General features: G+C 66.0%; 17 protein-coding genes. 8 read left to right on the top strand and 9 right to left on the bottom strand.

The features are described 5' to 3' along the window. The first annotated feature begins 38 nt into the window (after positions 1 to 38). Positions 39 to 260 carry a hypothetical protein gene (locus tag C8D78_RS11225; RefSeq protein ID WP_120953697.1) on the top strand — a complete coding sequence of 74 codons (222 nt, stop codon included), beginning with the start codon at positions 39 to 41 and terminating at the stop codon, positions 258 to 260. Positions 261 to 300: 40 nt separating this feature from the next. On the opposite strand, the gene C8D78_RS11220 is transcribed toward C8D78_RS11225, so the two are convergent. Continuing rightward, on the bottom strand, positions 301 to 1,020 hold the full coding sequence (locus C8D78_RS11220; RefSeq protein ID WP_120953695.1) for a potassium channel family protein: 720 nt from the start codon (positions 1,018 to 1,020) through the stop codon (positions 301 to 303). Between the two features lie 108 nt (positions 1,021 to 1,128). Between C8D78_RS11220 and C8D78_RS11215 the strand changes: the two genes are divergently transcribed. The 4 genes from C8D78_RS11215 to C8D78_RS11200 all read left to right on the top strand — a co-directional run bounded on the left by C8D78_RS11215 (position 1,129) and on the right by C8D78_RS11200 (position 4,857). Further along, entirely contained in the window at positions 1,129 to 2,670 is a 1,542-nt protein-coding gene (locus C8D78_RS11215) for a hypothetical protein (RefSeq protein ID WP_120953693.1), read from the top strand. Continuing rightward, positions 2,667 to 3,206 (top strand): NUDIX hydrolase, encoded by a 540-nt coding sequence (locus C8D78_RS11210; RefSeq protein WP_120953691.1) that lies wholly within the window; start codon positions 2,667 to 2,669, stop codon positions 3,204 to 3,206. Before C8D78_RS11215 ends, C8D78_RS11210 begins: the two co-directional genes overlap by 4 nt. Positions 3,207 to 3,460: 254 nt before the next feature. Beyond that, positions 3,461 to 4,093 (top strand): hypothetical protein, encoded by a 633-nt coding sequence (locus tag C8D78_RS11205; protein ID WP_120953689.1) that lies wholly within the window; start codon positions 3,461 to 3,463, stop codon positions 4,091 to 4,093. 71 nt (positions 4,094 to 4,164) lie between these two features. Continuing rightward, positions 4,165 to 4,857, top strand: coding sequence for a hypothetical protein (locus C8D78_RS11200; RefSeq protein ID WP_120953688.1), 693 nt, complete (start codon positions 4,165 to 4,167; stop codon positions 4,855 to 4,857). A gap of 15 nt (positions 4,858 to 4,872) precedes the next feature. Here the strand turns inward: C8D78_RS11200 and C8D78_RS11195 are convergent, their stop codons facing one another. After that, the gene (locus tag C8D78_RS11195; RefSeq protein ID WP_120953686.1) at positions 4,873 to 5,418 is read right to left on the bottom strand and encodes a flavodoxin domain-containing protein; all 546 of its coding nucleotides are present in this window, start codon (positions 5,416 to 5,418) and stop codon (positions 4,873 to 4,875) included. Between the two features lie 263 nt (positions 5,419 to 5,681). Between C8D78_RS11195 and C8D78_RS11190 the strand changes: the two genes are divergently transcribed. After that, entirely contained in the window at positions 5,682 to 7,139 is a 1,458-nt protein-coding gene (locus C8D78_RS11190; RefSeq protein WP_120954101.1) for an aldehyde dehydrogenase family protein, read from the top strand. Positions 7,140 to 7,237: 98 nt separating this feature from the next. On the opposite strand, the gene C8D78_RS11185 is transcribed toward C8D78_RS11190, so the two are convergent. From C8D78_RS11185 to C8D78_RS11165, 5 genes are all read right to left on the bottom strand, one after another. After that, positions 7,238 to 7,720, bottom strand: a complete 483-nt coding sequence (locus tag C8D78_RS11185) for an SRPBCC domain-containing protein (protein WP_167467897.1) — start codon at positions 7,718 to 7,720, stop codon at positions 7,238 to 7,240. Continuing rightward, positions 7,717 to 8,553 carry an oxidoreductase gene (locus tag C8D78_RS11180; protein WP_120953684.1) on the bottom strand — a complete coding sequence of 279 codons (837 nt, stop codon included), beginning with the start codon at positions 8,551 to 8,553 and terminating at the stop codon, positions 7,717 to 7,719. Before C8D78_RS11180 ends, C8D78_RS11185 begins: the two co-directional genes overlap by 4 nt. Further along, positions 8,550 to 9,122 (bottom strand): TetR/AcrR family transcriptional regulator, encoded by a 573-nt coding sequence (locus C8D78_RS11175; RefSeq protein WP_147429585.1) that lies wholly within the window; start codon positions 9,120 to 9,122, stop codon positions 8,550 to 8,552. Before C8D78_RS11175 ends, C8D78_RS11180 begins: the two co-directional genes overlap by 4 nt. A gap of 189 nt (positions 9,123 to 9,311) precedes the next feature. Beyond that, a complete protein-coding gene (locus C8D78_RS11170; RefSeq protein ID WP_120953680.1) occupies positions 9,312 to 9,518 on the bottom strand; it encodes a hypothetical protein in 207 nt (68 codons plus the stop codon). 130 nt (positions 9,519 to 9,648) lie between these two features. Continuing rightward, complete coding sequence (locus C8D78_RS11165) at positions 9,649 to 11,064, bottom strand: NAD(P)H-quinone dehydrogenase (protein ID WP_120954097.1); 1,416 nt, start codon at positions 11,062 to 11,064, stop codon at positions 9,649 to 9,651. A gap of 130 nt (positions 11,065 to 11,194) precedes the next feature. On the opposite strand from C8D78_RS11165, the gene C8D78_RS11160 reads away from it, so the two are divergent. After that, a complete protein-coding gene (locus tag C8D78_RS11160; RefSeq protein WP_120953678.1) occupies positions 11,195 to 12,013 on the top strand; it encodes a purine-nucleoside phosphorylase in 819 nt (272 codons plus the stop codon). Positions 12,014 to 12,027: 14 nt separating this feature from the next. Here C8D78_RS11160 and C8D78_RS11155 read toward each other — a convergent pair whose 3' ends face one another. After that, positions 12,028 to 12,507 carry an RrF2 family transcriptional regulator gene (locus C8D78_RS11155; RefSeq protein ID WP_120953676.1) on the bottom strand — a complete coding sequence of 160 codons (480 nt, stop codon included), beginning with the start codon at positions 12,505 to 12,507 and terminating at the stop codon, positions 12,028 to 12,030. A 140-nt stretch (positions 12,508 to 12,647) separates the two neighbouring features. Here C8D78_RS11155 and C8D78_RS11150 point away from each other — a divergent pair, with 140 nt between their 5' ends. Continuing rightward, positions 12,648 to 14,387: a phospho-sugar mutase gene (locus C8D78_RS11150; RefSeq protein WP_120953674.1), complete on the top strand. Its 1,740-nt coding sequence runs from the start codon at positions 12,648 to 12,650 to the stop codon at positions 14,385 to 14,387. 16 nt (positions 14,388 to 14,403) lie between these two features. Here the strand turns inward: C8D78_RS11150 and nirD are convergent, their stop codons facing one another. After that, positions 14,404 to 14,811, bottom strand: coding sequence for a nitrite reductase small subunit NirD (gene nirD, locus C8D78_RS11145; RefSeq protein ID WP_120953672.1), 408 nt, complete (start codon positions 14,809 to 14,811; stop codon positions 14,404 to 14,406). Positions 14,812 to 14,977: the final 166 nt, after the last annotated feature.

Genomic DNA, 14,977 nt, shown 5'->3' with positions numbered 1-14,977 from the left:
ACTGAGGGCACTAAAACCCCTTCGAGGACTGGTTGCCCGTGGAGACGATATTCTTCCTGGTCGTAATTCTCATCGCAGTGTGGATCCTGCTCGGCCTCATGCTGAGGCTCAAGAAGAGAACCCGCCGCAAGGGCTCCAGTTACTATGTGCCGACCTTCAGGGCCAACTTCGACACATGGGAGAGTAAATGGACCATGGACCGAAAGCTGCAGGAGCGGTGGGATAAGGCACGGTGGCAGCAGGAGTTCAACCGTCTGTAAAGCCGGCCGGCCCCGTTGCCCACCTCACGACGCGATGGCATCAACTTTGCCGCTCAAGTAGCGAGGTAAGGCGCTCAACCTGCTCCGATAGTCTGGCCAATTCCACCCGCAAGGGAGCTTCGGCAGCCTCAACCTCCGCAGCGGTATCCTTTGACACTTGCTCCACCAGCCAGGACGCCACCGAAGCCGTGACCACGCCTAAGACAGCAATGCCCCCGATCATGAGACCGGCCGCGACGAACCGGCCCATGGTCGTGACCGGGTAATGATCTCCATACCCAACCGTGGTAATCGTCGTCAACGCCCACCACATGGCATCGCCAAATGTCCTTATGTTGGCACCGCCGGCGTTCTCCTCGGCGTCGAGGACGGCGAGCGCGCCCGCATAGGTCAGTAACACAGCGGAACCGAGGACGTAGGTGAGGATGCGCCCTCGCAGGGCGTTGCCCGCAGCCCTGTGCACGACCTTGAGGAGGGTCACAAGCCGGAGCAGGCGCAGAGGCCGGAGGACCGGCAGGGCCAGAATTACTAGCTCGTGAAGGTTTCGAACGAACCACCGGCCCCGTAGTGGCGCAAGTGCGAGGTTGGCGATGTAGTCGACTACGAACAACACCCATGTCACCCAGACGGCAGTCTCAATCCATCCGGCATCTTGTTCTCGCAGGTTGCCAATGACTTCGAAGGAATAAGCCGCTAGGAAAACGACAGCGGCTAGAAGGAGGGGCCATTCCGTATACCGGCGCCAGAGTTGTTGAGTCATCGGTGCATGCTAAGTCACGAATTCCGCCGCGGGTTCCCCACTACATCGCACTCGGCCGCCAGCTCCGACCGATGCTAGAGTCAAGCCCAGCTGAATCTAGGGAGGCTCGTGGAGGAAATGCGACGACCAGTTCACTATCTTGAGTCGACCGACTCCATTAGATCTCGCTGGGACCCCACAGCCGTAAAGGCGACCGGGGGCGACGAGGCGCACGCGCAATTATTCATCGAAACACTCCTAAATATCGCCCTTGGCCGCGACATCGCCATTCAGCAGTCTTTTGCATTCGACTCATATGCGTTCCAAAAGGTGCTCGTCGACTTCATGGCTGCCCACGACGCTGTCGCCATTCCCGCAACGTCGCTCGACAGCGTCGAGACGGCCCCGATCATGCTCCACTTGCATAATGCGGATTCATTTGCCGAGTCCGTCGCCTCAACCCTCCGCCGTATGGCACCGGCCGCGCCTGAGGTCCGGCCCTTCTACAGCTCCCTGTATCCCGACCTGCACGACAGGCGGGAACTGCGGACGATTGCCAATGATGTGCAACAAGGTTCAATTGACTCTTTTACGAGGCTTCTGGGAGATGTTCGGGCGCCCCTATTCAGAGACCTTTGGACGTGGTTCGGGGAAGCTAACCGAGCCAGTCCGGATCGACGGATCAAGGTTTTGGAGGTCAAGCCCGCCAGCGCGGCAATTTCCCCTGGCCTCGGAGCCATGCTGTCCCCCCTTCTTGATACTTCCTCTCCCTTTCTGGAAGCATTGGAAACTCGAGGCTACAGGGACAAGCCAGAAATTGACGGGGTAATCCGGGCGTTACGCACACTACAGCGAGAGGCAAGAACGCCTAGCCCATTTACGGATCGAAGCCTCCTCTATGGCCATTGGAAATGGCATGGAGCGACCGAATCAGCGGAGTCGCTAGTCGGCTCCGAGTCAATTGGCCTCGTACGAGAGGTCGTAAACACGCTGTACAACCAAGTCACCGTGGATTCCATGAGCCTCGATTCGGCTTCCTTCTCTACGCCGATGAGCCGCCCGGCAACGGCGGTGCGGGAACTCGCGGTTCAACAGCTTGCCCTCTGGTCACGAGCCTGCGCCATGGGACAGGACCCCTGGCCGGCAGTCGTAAGCGACAGTGCCAGTGACGGGCCCCACCTAGAAGTCCACATAGACGTTGCTGACCACGAAGCCCAAAGGTCTGCCATGGGCGTGTTCAAGCGCAAGAAGGATACCCACCGTACGTTGATGCGGGAAGCGTTCGAAGCGGTCCTCCAGATTCGGACGGAGCCGCGGTGGCAGGCCGGGATCGATAAGATACAGGCGGCCGTTGACCGAGGCGAGAAGTCCGCCGTCAACGATGCAGTGGGCGCACACGTTGTCTTGATAGCAGATGCTTTGTCGGGAAAATGCGCCGTAGACAGGGACAGGCTGGGTGGCGTCCGGGTGGCCTTGCCGATGGGGGCTGCGCTGCTGGCCAACGCCACAGAATACCTCACGGGGACAATCAACCCTTGGCTTGGCGTTGGTGCGGCAGGGCTGGCCGCCGGGGTTCTTCCAGTCAAACGAAAGTTGGCGCAGCGGGCTTTGCATAGAAACGCACGCACCTCCCTCGGGCAACTCGTATATTGCCGGGAGATCCGCCCGTGAAACATGAAGTTAAGCAGATCCGCGAGCGACTCGCGTATTCCAATCAGTTCATCGAGCTTTACGACGACGATGTGGAATTTCCCGATGGCTCATCCGGGCGATATGTCCGCCTACAGTCGGCGATGCCAGGTGCGCCGGTAGTGCTTGTCGCTATGTACGAGGGCCGGATAGCACTGGTTCGAACTTTCCGGTATGCACTCGGTCAGCTTGTATGGGAGCTCCCTCGCGGATTTTCGCAAGGACTGGGTGTAGAAGACACCGCTCGTAACGAGCTCCGGGAAGAACTTGGAATATCGAGTGCGGATATAGAAGTTATAGGGTTCCTTGCGCCCGATTCCGGCATGCAAAGCACTCGGGCTGCTGTTGTCGCTGCTGCCGTCCATGCGCCAATGGACGGCCCTGAGGACATCAACGAGGTCGAATCCATATGCTGGGTCACATTTGAGGATCTGGAGCAAATGATTAGGCTGGGGCAGGTTGAAGATAGCTTTACTGTCGCCGCCTGTACACTGATCCGACTGCATCATCGCCTATAGGGCGCATATGGCGCGGACTCCTATGGACGTCCTCGGGGAAAATTGTTAGAGCGCCCCAATGTCCGGAAGCCAACGTAAGTTACTTTCGCTGGAAATGCCGGCACGAGGCTCCAGTCGCTCACCTGGCCAGGGGCCGGGACCTCAGGACGATCAGGGCCTCCCAACAGCCCGAAGCGGGCCTTTCTCCCCTTGGCACCGCCACCAGGGCGGGGATGCAATGGGCTTAGGCTCCGTTCGTCTGCAGGAGGCATCCCATGAACGTCCCGGTTATTTTGGCGCTCGGCGCGATCCTGGTGTTCGCGATCGTGATCATCATGACGCGCGACAAGGATCCGCAGCAGCGGGCCACGGTTCTGCTGCGCACCGGGGCAGTCATCATGGCAGTGTTCACGGTCCTCGCCGCAGTGGTCATCGTCGGTGACACCCTGCAGGCCCCGGGGGGAACCGCGGGGCTGCTCTTGACGCTCGCCTGGGTGGTGCCGATGCTCATCCTGGCGGCCGGGGCCTGGTTCTGGCCGGCCCCCACCGCTCCCCTCCTGCTCGCCCTCTCCTCAGCTTTCATCGCGGCCTGTATCTGGCTGGCCTTCGACCCCGCCGCGCTGCGCAGCTTCGTCAGCGACAACGGACCCGTCATTGCTGTCAGTGTCGTGGCGCTGGCGTTCCCGGCCGCCGTCCTCGGCCTGAAACGCACCGCGCTGGGCGGCTGGCTGCTCGCGTCCCTGGGCGTGCTCCCGCTCGTCATCACGCTGATTGCCCGATCCGGCCCCGTCGCATCGCTCACGGCGGCAAGCGTCGTCCCCCTGATCGCGGGAATCAGTTACGTCATCGCCGCCAGGATGGCCCACGGCAGCCCCGCGTCCGGGAAGCAGCGGGCCGCCGCCACCTGAGATCCTCCGTTTCTGCCCCTGCCGCGTAACGCGAATCGGACCGCGGCCAAACGGCGGGTAGCATCGGGGCCATGAGCGCCGACGACGACGACATCACCGAAGAACTGCTGGCCGACGCCGGGAAACTCACCGGCCTGAGCCTGGAGCTGCTTGGACTCGACCCGCACCCGGACGACATGACGGCCGAGCAGCGGCTCCAGTTTGACCCGGAGGACTTGGCCGAAATGGCAGCCGTCCCGCCGCAGGACCGCCAGCAAGCCGTCCGCCAGACCCGCCTGCTGGCCGGGCTCCTGTGGAATTCATCGAGCATCCTCATCGACCAGTTGTTCCGCGACCTCGACACGCTCAGCAACTTGGACACTGTCACCGCGGCCGACATCGCCGGAACCTCGGTCCTGTCCTCGCTGCCGCCGCAATTCGCGGCCAGCTACGACGCGAAGTTCACCCGGAAGTTCATCGTCGTCGCCGCAGACGTCACGGCAACCCTGGCCCGGGGCTGGACCACCCCCGGATGCCTGGCCGCCGAGCTTGCTGTCCGTTGCCTGCTCGACCAGGCCGAAATCACCGAGGACATCTACGAACTGGAGCTGCCGGAGGACTGGCGGGCCGACGTCGAGGAAGTCCTCTTGGAGGATGCCGACAGTGAAGCGCTCTACTCCGACAGCCTCGACGTCCTCGAGGACGACGCTGACGAACTGGGCTTCGAGCAGTGGTTCAAGCCCTTCGCCGCCGGCGACACGGTCCCGCCCTACGCCTGCTCCTGAACCCGGTTCCCGCGCCTACGCCTGACCGGCCGGCTGCGCCAGCCACGCCAGATAGTCCTCGGTGAACCGCTGGACGCCGTCCCACTCGGTGTAGACATAGTCACGGGTGGTGTCGGTATCCATGGAGCCTTTGTCGCTGGCGATCCTCTTCATCATGTGCTTCTTGATGAACCCGTAGTGGGTATAGAGCAGCGCGCCGGCGAACAACCCGACGTGCGTGGGCCGCCACCCCGTGTCCTCCTCGAACTTCTCCACGTAGCCCTCGGCGTGTTCCTCGTCTCCGTGGGCGGCCAGGCTGACCGAGACCAGTGCGGAGCGCAGCCTCTCGAGCTCGGGACGGTTCTTCTTCACGAAGTCCTTGACGTGCCCCTCGTGCTTGCCCATGTGGACCGAGGCCGCCACGATCACGCCGTCATAGCCCTCCGGAAGGGTGTCGCCGGCATGCTTGAGGTCCGCCGTCTCCGCCTGGTGCCCGTGCGCCCGGAGGAGTTCGGCGATGTAATCGGCAATCTGGGCCGTCTGTCCTTCAACGGTCCCGTAGGGGATATAGATTTTGGCCATGTTCCATGGTGTGAGGCTCCGGCTGTGCAGCGATACGGCCGAAGGTCCCCCGGGGGCATGTTGGCACCGCGTCCTTGCGTGACGACTCTTAATGCCGCGCTTTTTGCCGGACGCCTTTTGTCTGGCGCACTTTTTCGTCCCGTGCTTTTAGTCCCGCGCTCTTGACGACGGCGGCCAGCCGACATGAGATGGATCTGGGCCCGGTCCGGTTCGGATTCGACCAGCCGGTGCACAAGCGCGACCCGACGACGAAAGGACAGGACATGTCCCTGCTCGACCCCGCCCTCTGGGACGGCAAGATCTATCTCAATGGCTGGCGCTCCGGCGGCGGAGGGACCGCCGGCGCCGTCGAGCCCGCCACCGGCGAGACACTGGGCCGCTACGGCGTGGCCTCCGCGGCGGATGTCCGCGAGGCCGCCGCCGCGGCCGCGAAAGCGCAGAAGGAATGGGCCGCCCGCAATCCGGAGGACCGCGCCGCCGTGCTGCGCCGCGCGGGACAGCTCTGGGAGGAACATGGCGCGGAAATCCAGGACTGGATCGTCCGGGAATCCGGCGGCATCCCGCCCAAAGCGGCGCTGGAAACCCACATCGCGGCCAACGAGTGCTACGACGCGTCCGCCCTGCCATCGCTCCCGGCCGGCGACGTCCTGACCTCGAACGAGAACCGCTGGTCCTTCGCCCGGCGCCGCCCCGTCGGCGTTGTTTCTGTAATCGCGCCCTTCAACTTCCCGCTCATCCTCTCCATCCGCGCCGTCGCCCCGGCGCTGGCCCTTGGCAACGCCGTACTGCTCAAACCTGACCCGCGAACGGCGGTCTGCGGCGGAGTCACACTGGTCCGGGTGTTCGAAGAGGCTGGCCTTCCGCCCGGCCTGCTGTCCCTGCTGCCAGGAGGCGCCGAGATCGGCACCGCGGTTGTGGAGGCACCCGAGGTCCGCGTCATCGCCTTCACGGGCTCGACGGCGGCGGGCCGCAAGGTGGGCGAGGCCGCCGGCCGGCTGCTCAAACGGGCCCATCTGGAACTCGGCGGAAACAACGCGATGATCGTGCTGCCCGGCGTCGACTTCCCCAAAGCCGTTTCCGCCGCCGCGTTTGGCTCCTTCATGCACCAGGGCCAGATCTGCATGGCGGCGGGCCGGCACATCGTGCACGAGGACATCTATGAGGACTACGTCAGCGCCCTCGCGGAAAAGGCCCGGCACCTGCCGGTGGGCGATCCTAAAAGCGGAACGGTGGCGCTGGGCCCGGTGATCGACGACAAGCAACTCCACCGGGTGGACACGATCGTCCAGGACGCGGTCCAGGGCGGCGCGCGGCTGGCCGCGGGCGGCAGCCATGACGGCCGCTTCTACCAGCCCACGGTGCTCGCCGATCTCGATCTGGCGAGCCCTGCGTGGAAGGACGAGATCTTCGGCCCCGTCGCCCCGGTAATGAAGTTCTCCACCGTGGACGAGGCCGTGGCGTTGGCCAATGACAACGAATACGGACTCTCGATCGGGATTCTGGGCGATGTGGGCATGGCCATGACGATCGCGGACCGGCTCGACTCCGGCAAGGTCCACATCAACGAACAGACCGTGTCCGACGAGGCCAACTCGCCCTTCGGCGGAGTCAAGGCCTCGGGCAACGGTTCCCGGATCGGCGGCCATCACGCCAACATGGAGTCCTTCACGGAAATCCAGTGGCTGACGGTGCGGCCGGACATCGCCCCGTACCCGTTCTAGGCGGGGCCGGTAGACCGGCAAAGGCAGGTGCCCGGCGGCGATTACCACCGGGCACCTGCCCTCCCTCGGTGCACGCCTGTCCCTGCTGCGGACAACGCCTAGAGTGCTTTCGTCCCGGCTTCCGCCGTGCTGACGAGGGCCTCGAGCCAGTGCTGGTGCTGCTTTTCGATGCTCCGTTTGACCGCAGGCCCGAGGAGCCGCGCAATGAGCCCGGTTTGGACCTCCTCGGTCACGATCAGCGTGCCGCCGTCGGCGGTTGGCTGCAGGTCCCAGCGGTGATACCCGGAGGAACCCCGCGCCGCACCCTCCCAGGCCAGCCGGCTGTAAGGGGCGAACTCCCGGACCGTGCTGGCCACGCGGAGACCAAAGGTGGTCCAGGTGAAGGTCGACGAACCTTCCAGTTGGCCGCCGCCGTCAATGCTCACGTTGCGGGCGTTGCGGTACCAGCGGGGCCACGCTGCCGCGTCGATGAGCACCTGCCAAAGCTGCTCGGCGGGCAGATGCGTGCGGATCTCGTTGTAGGCGTAGACCCGGCCCGTTGAGGGGGCAAAGGGTGCGGGCCAGTTGCCGGTGGGGCTCACTTGGTGCTCCTGAACTGTAGGCGAAGGTAGCTGTCGAATATTCCGGAGCCAAGCAGGCGACGGGAATGGATGATGGTCTTGGCGGCTGGTGTGATGGCGTAACGGGCGCGGGGCCGGCGGGCCGTCGCCGCGCGCTCGACAGCCTTGGCGACGGCGTCCGGTTCGGCGGCCAGGACCGTGGAGGCGTAGGCCGAGACCATTTGCTCGTCCGCGGCAGCCCGAAGCGCCGCGTACGGGCCGGCGGGATGTCCGGAGGCTGCCATGGTCTGTGATGCCATGGCGCCGAAGCCGGTGCGGATCAGGCCAGGTTCGATCAGGGCGGCCCGGATCCCAAAGGGGGCGGCTTCGAAGCGCAGCGCGTCCGTGATGGCCTCCACCGCATATTTGGTGGCGTGGTAGTAGCCGCCGACCGGGAAGGTGACCCGGCCGCCCATCGAGCCGATGTTCACGATCCGGCCGGAACCGGCGGCGCGCATCCCCGGAAGGACCAGTTGGATCATCCGCGAGAAACCGAAAACGTTCGTCTCGAACTGCCGCCTGACCGCGTCCATTCCCGTCTCCTCGATGGTCCCGTATTCGCCGTAGCCGGCGTTGTTGACGAGGACCCCGACGCTGCCGTGCTGTTCCTGGACGGTGTGGACGGCGTGTGCCATCGAATCCTCGTCGGTGACATCGAGCGCCAGGACCTTCGCCCCTGCCGCCGCCAGGTCGGCGATCGCTTCCCGCCGCCGGGCGGTGGCGTACACGGCGAACCCGGGCCGCCGGAGGAGCCGTTCGGCGCTCGCACGGCCGATGCCGGACGACGCACCTGTGATCAGTACAGCAGTGGTCATGATTGTTCCTTTGCAGAGGTGAGGGTGGGGAGGCCGGCGACGAAGATTCCGACGCCCCGGCGCAGGCGGTCGGGCAGGGCTGCGGGGTCGGAGACCCCCGCCTCCAGGCCGCGGGTGAAAGCCAGCAGCATCTCGGCCGCTTCGCGGGCATCCGTTGCGGGATAAGACTCGTGGAGCGTGCGGATGAGCAGATCGCGCATGGACTCCTCGTAGCGGCCCAGCACTTCGGCTGACCCGCGGGTGTCCACACTGAGGAGCTCTGCCGCGTGTGCCGGGCTATCGCGCCAGACCTGCATCACAAGGGCCAGTTTCGCGAGCAGAATCCCAGCCAGCCGGTCCTCGGGCCGCCCGTCTGATTCCGCCGCACGTTCGGAGGCCGAAAGTGCGCCGGCCAGCAGGCGATCCACCAGCGACCGGAACACGTCCTCCTTGCTCCGGAAGTACTGGTAGAGCGCCGGACGGGAAATGCCGGCCTGGTCCGCCAGGTCGTTCATAGTCGTCCGGCGTGCCCCGTGACGGGTGAAGCACACATAGGCGGCGTCGATGATTTCGTTCGATCGCTCCTTCATCCTGACAATATATGCAAATAGTGTCAGGATGTAAACCGCTTCGTTTCCGAACACCCTCCCGCGGCCAGGCCGGGCGCCGATGGCCTCACGCAAAAAGGGTCCAATGGCGCCATGCCATTGAACCCTTCTGGAGGTCAGCTTCTCAGCGCCGTGCTGCGCGCAACGCCGGGGGCCCCGGAAATGCGGCCGCTACCCGGCCTGCTTTGCAACGTCCTGCGCCCAGAGGAAGAACTTGTTCGTCCCCAGCTCCCTGACCGTCGTGATGCCGAACGCGGCTTTCAAGTGCTCGCCGTCTGCCTCGGTGACTCCCTTGAGGGCATCGACCGGCGAGTCCGCCAGTTCGGCCACCGACTTGCCGTGAAACGCCTTGTCGAAATGATCTTCAATTCCCGCCATTGAATATGCTCCTTCGCAATGCAGCCGCGGGCCTGCGGCCACGGCTGCGTCCGGCAGTGCTTTATGCACTGGATCATTCAACGCCCCAAGGTCCGATCCGTCTAGAGCTTTCGGGTCGCGGGCCGGCCGGCTACATGTGCACGTGGAGCCGCCTGGCCGCCTCGGAGATGGAGCCGCTCAGGGACGGGTACACGGTGAAGGTGCTGGCGACGTCGTCGACGTGCAGTTTCTGGGTCACGGCGAGGGAGATCGCGAAGATGAGCTCCGAGGCGTTGGGGCCCACCACCACCCCGCCGATCACGGTGCCTGATCCCTTGCGGGCAAAGATCTTGACGAAGCCGTCGCGGTGGTTGCGCATCTTGGCGCGGGCGTTGCTGCGCAGGGACAGCTTGATGACGTCCGCCTGGTACTTGCCGGAGTCGATCTCCGCCTCGGAGACGCCGACGTTCGCGATCTCGGGCGACGTGAAGATGTTGGACGCCACCTGGTGCAGCTTGAGCGGCATGACACTGTCGCCCAGGAAGTGAGCAATCGCGATCCGGCCCTGCATCGCGGCCACGGAAGCGAGCGCCAGCACGCCGGTGCAGTCGCCCGCGGCGTAGATGTTCGGTGCCGTGGTGCGCGAGACGCCGTCGACCTTGATATGGCCGCTCTCGGTGAGCGCGACGCCGGCCTCCTCGAGACCGATTCCGGCCGTGTTGGGGATGGAGCCGACGCAGACCAGGCAGTGGCTGCCGGTCACCTTCGAACCGTCGCCGAGGGTGACGACGACGCCGTCGCCAGTGCGCTCCACGGTCTCGGCGCGGGCACGGGACAGAACCTTCAGCCCGCGGCGTTCAAAGACGCCCTCGAGGACCTCGGCGGCGTCCGTGTCCGAGCCCGGGAGCACCCGGTCGCGGCTGGAAATCAGGGTGACCTTGGAGCCCAGGCCGTTATAGGCCGAGGCAAATTCCGCGCCCGTGACGCCTGAACCCACCACAATCAGCTCTTCGGGGAGTTCGTCCATGTTGTAGATCTGGGCCCAGTTCAGGATGCGGTCGCCGTCCGGCCGCGCCGTCGGCAGCTCGCGCGGGTGGGCCCCGACCGCCAGCAGAATGGTGTCGGCCTCCACGGTTTCGATGCCGTCGGAGGTCAGGACCTCGATGGTGTGGTTATCCAGGAGCCTGCCGGAGCCGATCAGGATGCGGACGTTCTGGTGCTCGAGCCCGGCCTGGATGTCCTCCGACTGCTTCCGGGCCAGCCGCAGCAGGCGGTCGTTGATGTGCTTGAGGTCCGCGCGCATGGTCGGGCTGCAGTCGCCGCCGTCGAGATCGAACTTAACGCCGAGCTCGCCGGCCTCGCCGACGCGGGTCATCAGGTCCGCCGTCGCAATGAGGGTCTTGGAGGGAACGACGTCGGTCAGGACCGCGGATCCGCCCAGTCCTGCACGTTCGATGATGGTGACGTGCGCCCCCAGCGAGGCGGCGACCATGGCGGCTTCGTAGCCACCGGGCCCTCCGCCGAGGATTGCGATGCGGGGTGAGCTGAAATCGGGATGCGTAGTCACAATCAACCATTGTCCACCATCCGAACCGGAGCCACCAAGAATCCGGACCGCCGCCGGCCCGGCCGCCGCCGGGCCCGGACGTGCCGCGCGGGTGCTGGGCAGCGGGGCCGCCGCGCGATAACTTGTACCAGTGAGCTATACAGAATTCCTGAATGCGGACCCCTTCGAGGCCGCCCGCGACGCCGCCAACTACATCGCCGAAGAGACGGGCGTGGATGCCCACGACGTCGCGCTGGTGCTCGGATCGGGCTGGGGTGAGGCGGCCGAACTGATCGGCGAGACCACGGCCACCTTGTCCGCGTCCGAAATCCCCGGCTTCACCGCGCCGTCGGTGGAGGGGCACGTGGGCACCATCCGTTCGGTGCTGACCAAGGAGGGCAAACGGGCCCTGGTCCTGGGCGCGCGCACGCACTACTACGAGGGAAAGGGCGTCCGCTCCGTAGTCCACGGCGTGCGCACCGCCGCGGCCACCGGCTGCAAGACCCTCGTGCTGACCAACGGCTGCGGCGGCCTCAACGAGGACTGGACGCCCGGCACCCCCGTGCTGATCAGCGACCACATCAACCTCACCGCCACCTCGCCCCTGGAAGGCGCCACGTTCGTGGACCTGACGGACCTGTACTCCTCCCGCATCCGCGGCCTGGCCCGCGAAGTAGACTCCTCGCTGGATGAGGGCGTATATGCCCAGTTCACGGGGCCGCATTACGAAACGCCGGCCGAGGTGCAGTACGCCAAACGGATCGGAGCGTCCCTCGTCGGCATGTCCACGGCGCTGGAGGCCATCGCCGGCCGCCACGCGGGCATGGAGGTTTTCGGCATCTCGCTCGTGACCAACCTCGCGGCAGGGATCAGCCCGGTGCCGCTGAGCCACGAGGAAGTCCTCGAGGCCGGCCAGGCCGCCGGACCGCGCATTTCCAAGCTGCTCGCCGGGATCATCGCCAAGCTCTGATTCAACGGCAACGGCTATTCCGCCGCCAGGTAGTCCAGGACCTTCCCTTTGTCCGACGGGAACCGCCGCTCCATCGAGTCGGCGATCCCGGCGATGCTCTGGCGGGCCAGCGCCTGCCGCCACGCGAGCTCGGCCTGGCGCATGGTCTGGGAGATCAGGCACGTCCGGGCGAAGTTGTCCTGCCGGACCGGGTCCGGGACGTTGCCTAGGATCGCCTCGCACCGGAACGCCGGGTCCTGGCCCTCCAGGGCCAGGACAATGTCCAGCACGCTGATGTTTTCCGGCCTCCGGGCCAACAGGAATCCGCCGTGGGGCCCCGAGACCGACTCCAGCACCCCGGCCCGGACTAGCGACTGGAACTGCTTGTTGAGATAGGCGGCGGGCAGCTTGTAGAACTCCGCGAGCCGTGCACTGTTCACGGGCTCGCCCGGCGGCGTCCACGCCATGTTGACGCAACTGTGCACCGCCCACTCCACCCCGCGGCCCATTTTCATATTCCAGACGCTACGTGTCCGGAAATTTGGGTGTCAAGGCCCGCATCGGGTCGGGCGTTCGGCCGGGTGTGATGCAACTGAAACACCGACTCTCGATTGCCGGGGCGGAATCGCAGGCGATTGGCGATAGTTTGGTTCCTATGACGTCTTCTGATGCCGAACTGTCCCGACTCCTTAGCGACGCCCGCGACTGGGCGGCCCAGGACCCGGACCCCGCCACTGCCGCCGGCCTGACCGAGCTGATCCGCCTCACCGACGGCGGCGCCGCGGCGGCCCGCCAGGAACTGGCCGATAGTTTCAGCGGCACCCTGCAGTTCGGCACGGCCGGGCTGCGGGCCGCCCTCGGACCGGGCCCAAACCGGATGAACCGGGTGGTGGTGCGCCGCGCCGCTGCCGGCTTCGCCGCCTTCCTCACCGCCGCCGTCGAACAGGCCTCCCCCGGAACCCGGCCGCGCGTCGTCGTCGGCTTCGACGCCCGCTACAACTCCGATATTTTCGCCGAGGAAACGGCCGCGATCCTCACCGCGGCCGGCGTTGAAACCTTCCTGATGCCGGCCGCGCTGCCCACCCCGCTGCTCGCCTACGCGGTGCGGGCGCTGGACTGCGACGGCGGCGTCATGGTCACTGCCAGCCATAACCCGCCGCAGGACAACGGATACAAGGTCTACCTCGGCCGCCATGCGGTTGAGGAAAGCGGACGCGGCGCCCAGATCGTGGCGCCCTACGATGCCCTGATCGCGGCGAGGATCGACGCCGTCGGCGCCCTGGACTCCATCGTCCTGGCCGCGAACGGGTGGACCGTGCTGGAGCCCGCCATCGCCGCCGAGTACGAGGCCGCCGTCGCAGCCCTTGCGGCTCCGCAGCACTTCCCGGCCCGCGAACTGAAAATCGTCCTCACGCCCATGCACGGCGTGGGCGGGGAGACGGCGGTGGCCGTGCTGAACGCCGCCGGCTTCGCCGACGTTACGCTCGTCGCCGAGCAGGCGGAGCCGGATCCGGACTTCCCCACGGTGAACTTCCCCAATCCCGAAGAACCCGGAGCGCTGGACCTGGCCCTCGAGACGGCGGCACGCCAAGACGCCGACATCGTGATCGCCAACGATCCCGACGCCGACCGGGCCGCCGTGGCCGCGAAGGACCCCGCCACCGGGGCCTGGCGCATGCTGCGCGGCGACGAGGTCGGAGCCCTGCTGGGCGCCCATGTCGTGGCACGGCTGGCCGCCGCCGGCGAGGCACCGGCCGGCGTGTTCGCCAACTCGATCGTGTCCTCCCGGCTGCTGGCGCGGATTGCGGCCGCAGCAGGGTATGCCCATGAGGAAACCCTGACCGGGTTCAAGTGGATCGCCCGCGTGCCCGGGCTGGTCTACGGCTACGAGGAGGCACTGGGTTATTGCGTCGCGCCGTCGCTGGTGCGCGACAAGGACGGAATTTCGGCCGCGGTCCTCATCGCCGAGCTCGCGGCAGCCGCCAAGGCCGAGGACAAAACCATCTTTGACACCCTGGATGAGCTCTATCTGGTGCACGGCATGCATGCGAGCGATCAGCTCAGCATCCGGGTCGCGGACCTCGGCCTGCTGGACGCGATGATGAACCGCCTGCGGGTCAGCCCGCCGGAGTCGTTTGGCGGTTCCGGCGTCGAGACCGTCACTGACCTGGCCGTCGGCAGCGAGCACCTCCCGCCCACCGAAGGCCTGTTGTACCTGACAAAGGACCTCAGCCGCGTGATCATCCGACCCAGCGGCACGGAACCGAAGCTCAAGTGCTACCTCGAGGTCATCCGCGGTGTCGACTCGGCGGCTGAGCTGCCGCAGGCCCGGACCGAGGCCCGCGCCGCGCTGGACAGCGTCCTGGCGGACGTCCGCGAGGCCCTCGGCCTCTGAGCGGCCCTGTTGCGCCCTAGCCGACCTCGACGTCGACGAACCCGTCGACGATCCGGGTGCGGTAGGACGGCAGGCTCAGCTCCGGGTTGACGAAGCACTCCCCCGTTTCGAGGTCGTAGACCTCTTTGTGCAGGGGCGAGGCGATGGTCGGGCGGGAGCCGCGGGACCCGGTGATGCCGCGCGCCATCACGTGCGCGCCGGTGGCCGGGTCCTGCTGCGCGACGGCGAAAACCTCACCGTTCACGGTCCGGAACAACGCGACCTGGCGCCCGGAAATCAGTGCGGCCTCGCCCCAGCCGGGCTCCAGGTCCGCCACGGCACACACACGGTGCCAGCCGGCCGCGGAGGCACCAGCCTGCCCGGCGGCCTGATCCTCAACGTCGTGCGGTGCGTCGTGCACTGCGCTTTCAAGTACGGCGGTCATCCCGGCCCCTCTCTAAGACATCCCTTGCGGGTTCAACCGCTGCTGCGGCCACATATTCAAGGTAGGCCCGGGGTGTTTCATCCGGCGGCGCCGGATGTGTCCGGCGCGTAAAAGAGAGCTCACACGTCCGGAAATGCATTCGTGATGCAGAAGTTAAGATCACGAA

The organism is Arthrobacter oryzae (assembly GCF_003634095.1).
Lineage (GTDB): Bacteria > Actinomycetota > Actinomycetes > Actinomycetales > Micrococcaceae > Arthrobacter > Arthrobacter oryzae.
Note: the sequence above shows the minus strand (reverse complement) of the source record. Positions and strands in the feature narration are given on the sequence as shown.

Bases quoted from the DNA above. Each gene is read 5' to 3' on its own strand.
- C8D78_RS11220 (WP_120953695.1), bottom strand. From the start codon at position 1,020: ATGACTCAACAACTCTGGCGCCGGTATACGGAATGGCCCCTCCTTCTA.
- C8D78_RS11205 (WP_120953689.1), top strand. From the start codon at position 3,461: ATGAACGTCCCGGTTATTTTGGCGCTCGGCGCGATCCTGGTGTTCGCG.
- C8D78_RS11200 (WP_120953688.1), top strand. From the start codon at position 4,165: ATGAGCGCCGACGACGACGACATCACCGAAGAACTGCTGGCCGACGCC.
- C8D78_RS11195 (WP_120953686.1), bottom strand. From the start codon at position 5,418: ATGGCCAAAATCTATATCCCCTACGGGACCGTTGAAGGACAGACGGCC.
- C8D78_RS11190 (WP_120954101.1), top strand. From the start codon at position 5,682: ATGTCCCTGCTCGACCCCGCCCTCTGGGACGGCAAGATCTATCTCAAT.
- C8D78_RS11180 (WP_120953684.1), bottom strand. From the start codon at position 8,553: ATGACCACTGCTGTACTGATCACAGGTGCGTCGTCCGGCATCGGCCGT.
- C8D78_RS11175 (WP_147429585.1), bottom strand. From the start codon at position 9,122: ATGAAGGAGCGATCGAACGAAATCATCGACGCCGCCTATGTGTGCTTC.
- C8D78_RS11170 (WP_120953680.1), bottom strand. From the start codon at position 9,518: ATGGCGGGAATTGAAGATCATTTCGACAAGGCGTTTCACGGCAAGTCG.
- C8D78_RS11155 (WP_120953676.1), bottom strand. From the start codon at position 12,507: ATGAAAATGGGCCGCGGGGTGGAGTGGGCGGTGCACAGTTGCGTCAAC.
- C8D78_RS11150 (WP_120953674.1), top strand. From the start codon at position 12,648: ATGACGTCTTCTGATGCCGAACTGTCCCGACTCCTTAGCGACGCCCGC.
- nirD (WP_120953672.1), bottom strand. From the start codon at position 14,811: ATGACCGCCGTACTTGAAAGCGCAGTGCACGACGCACCGCACGACGTT.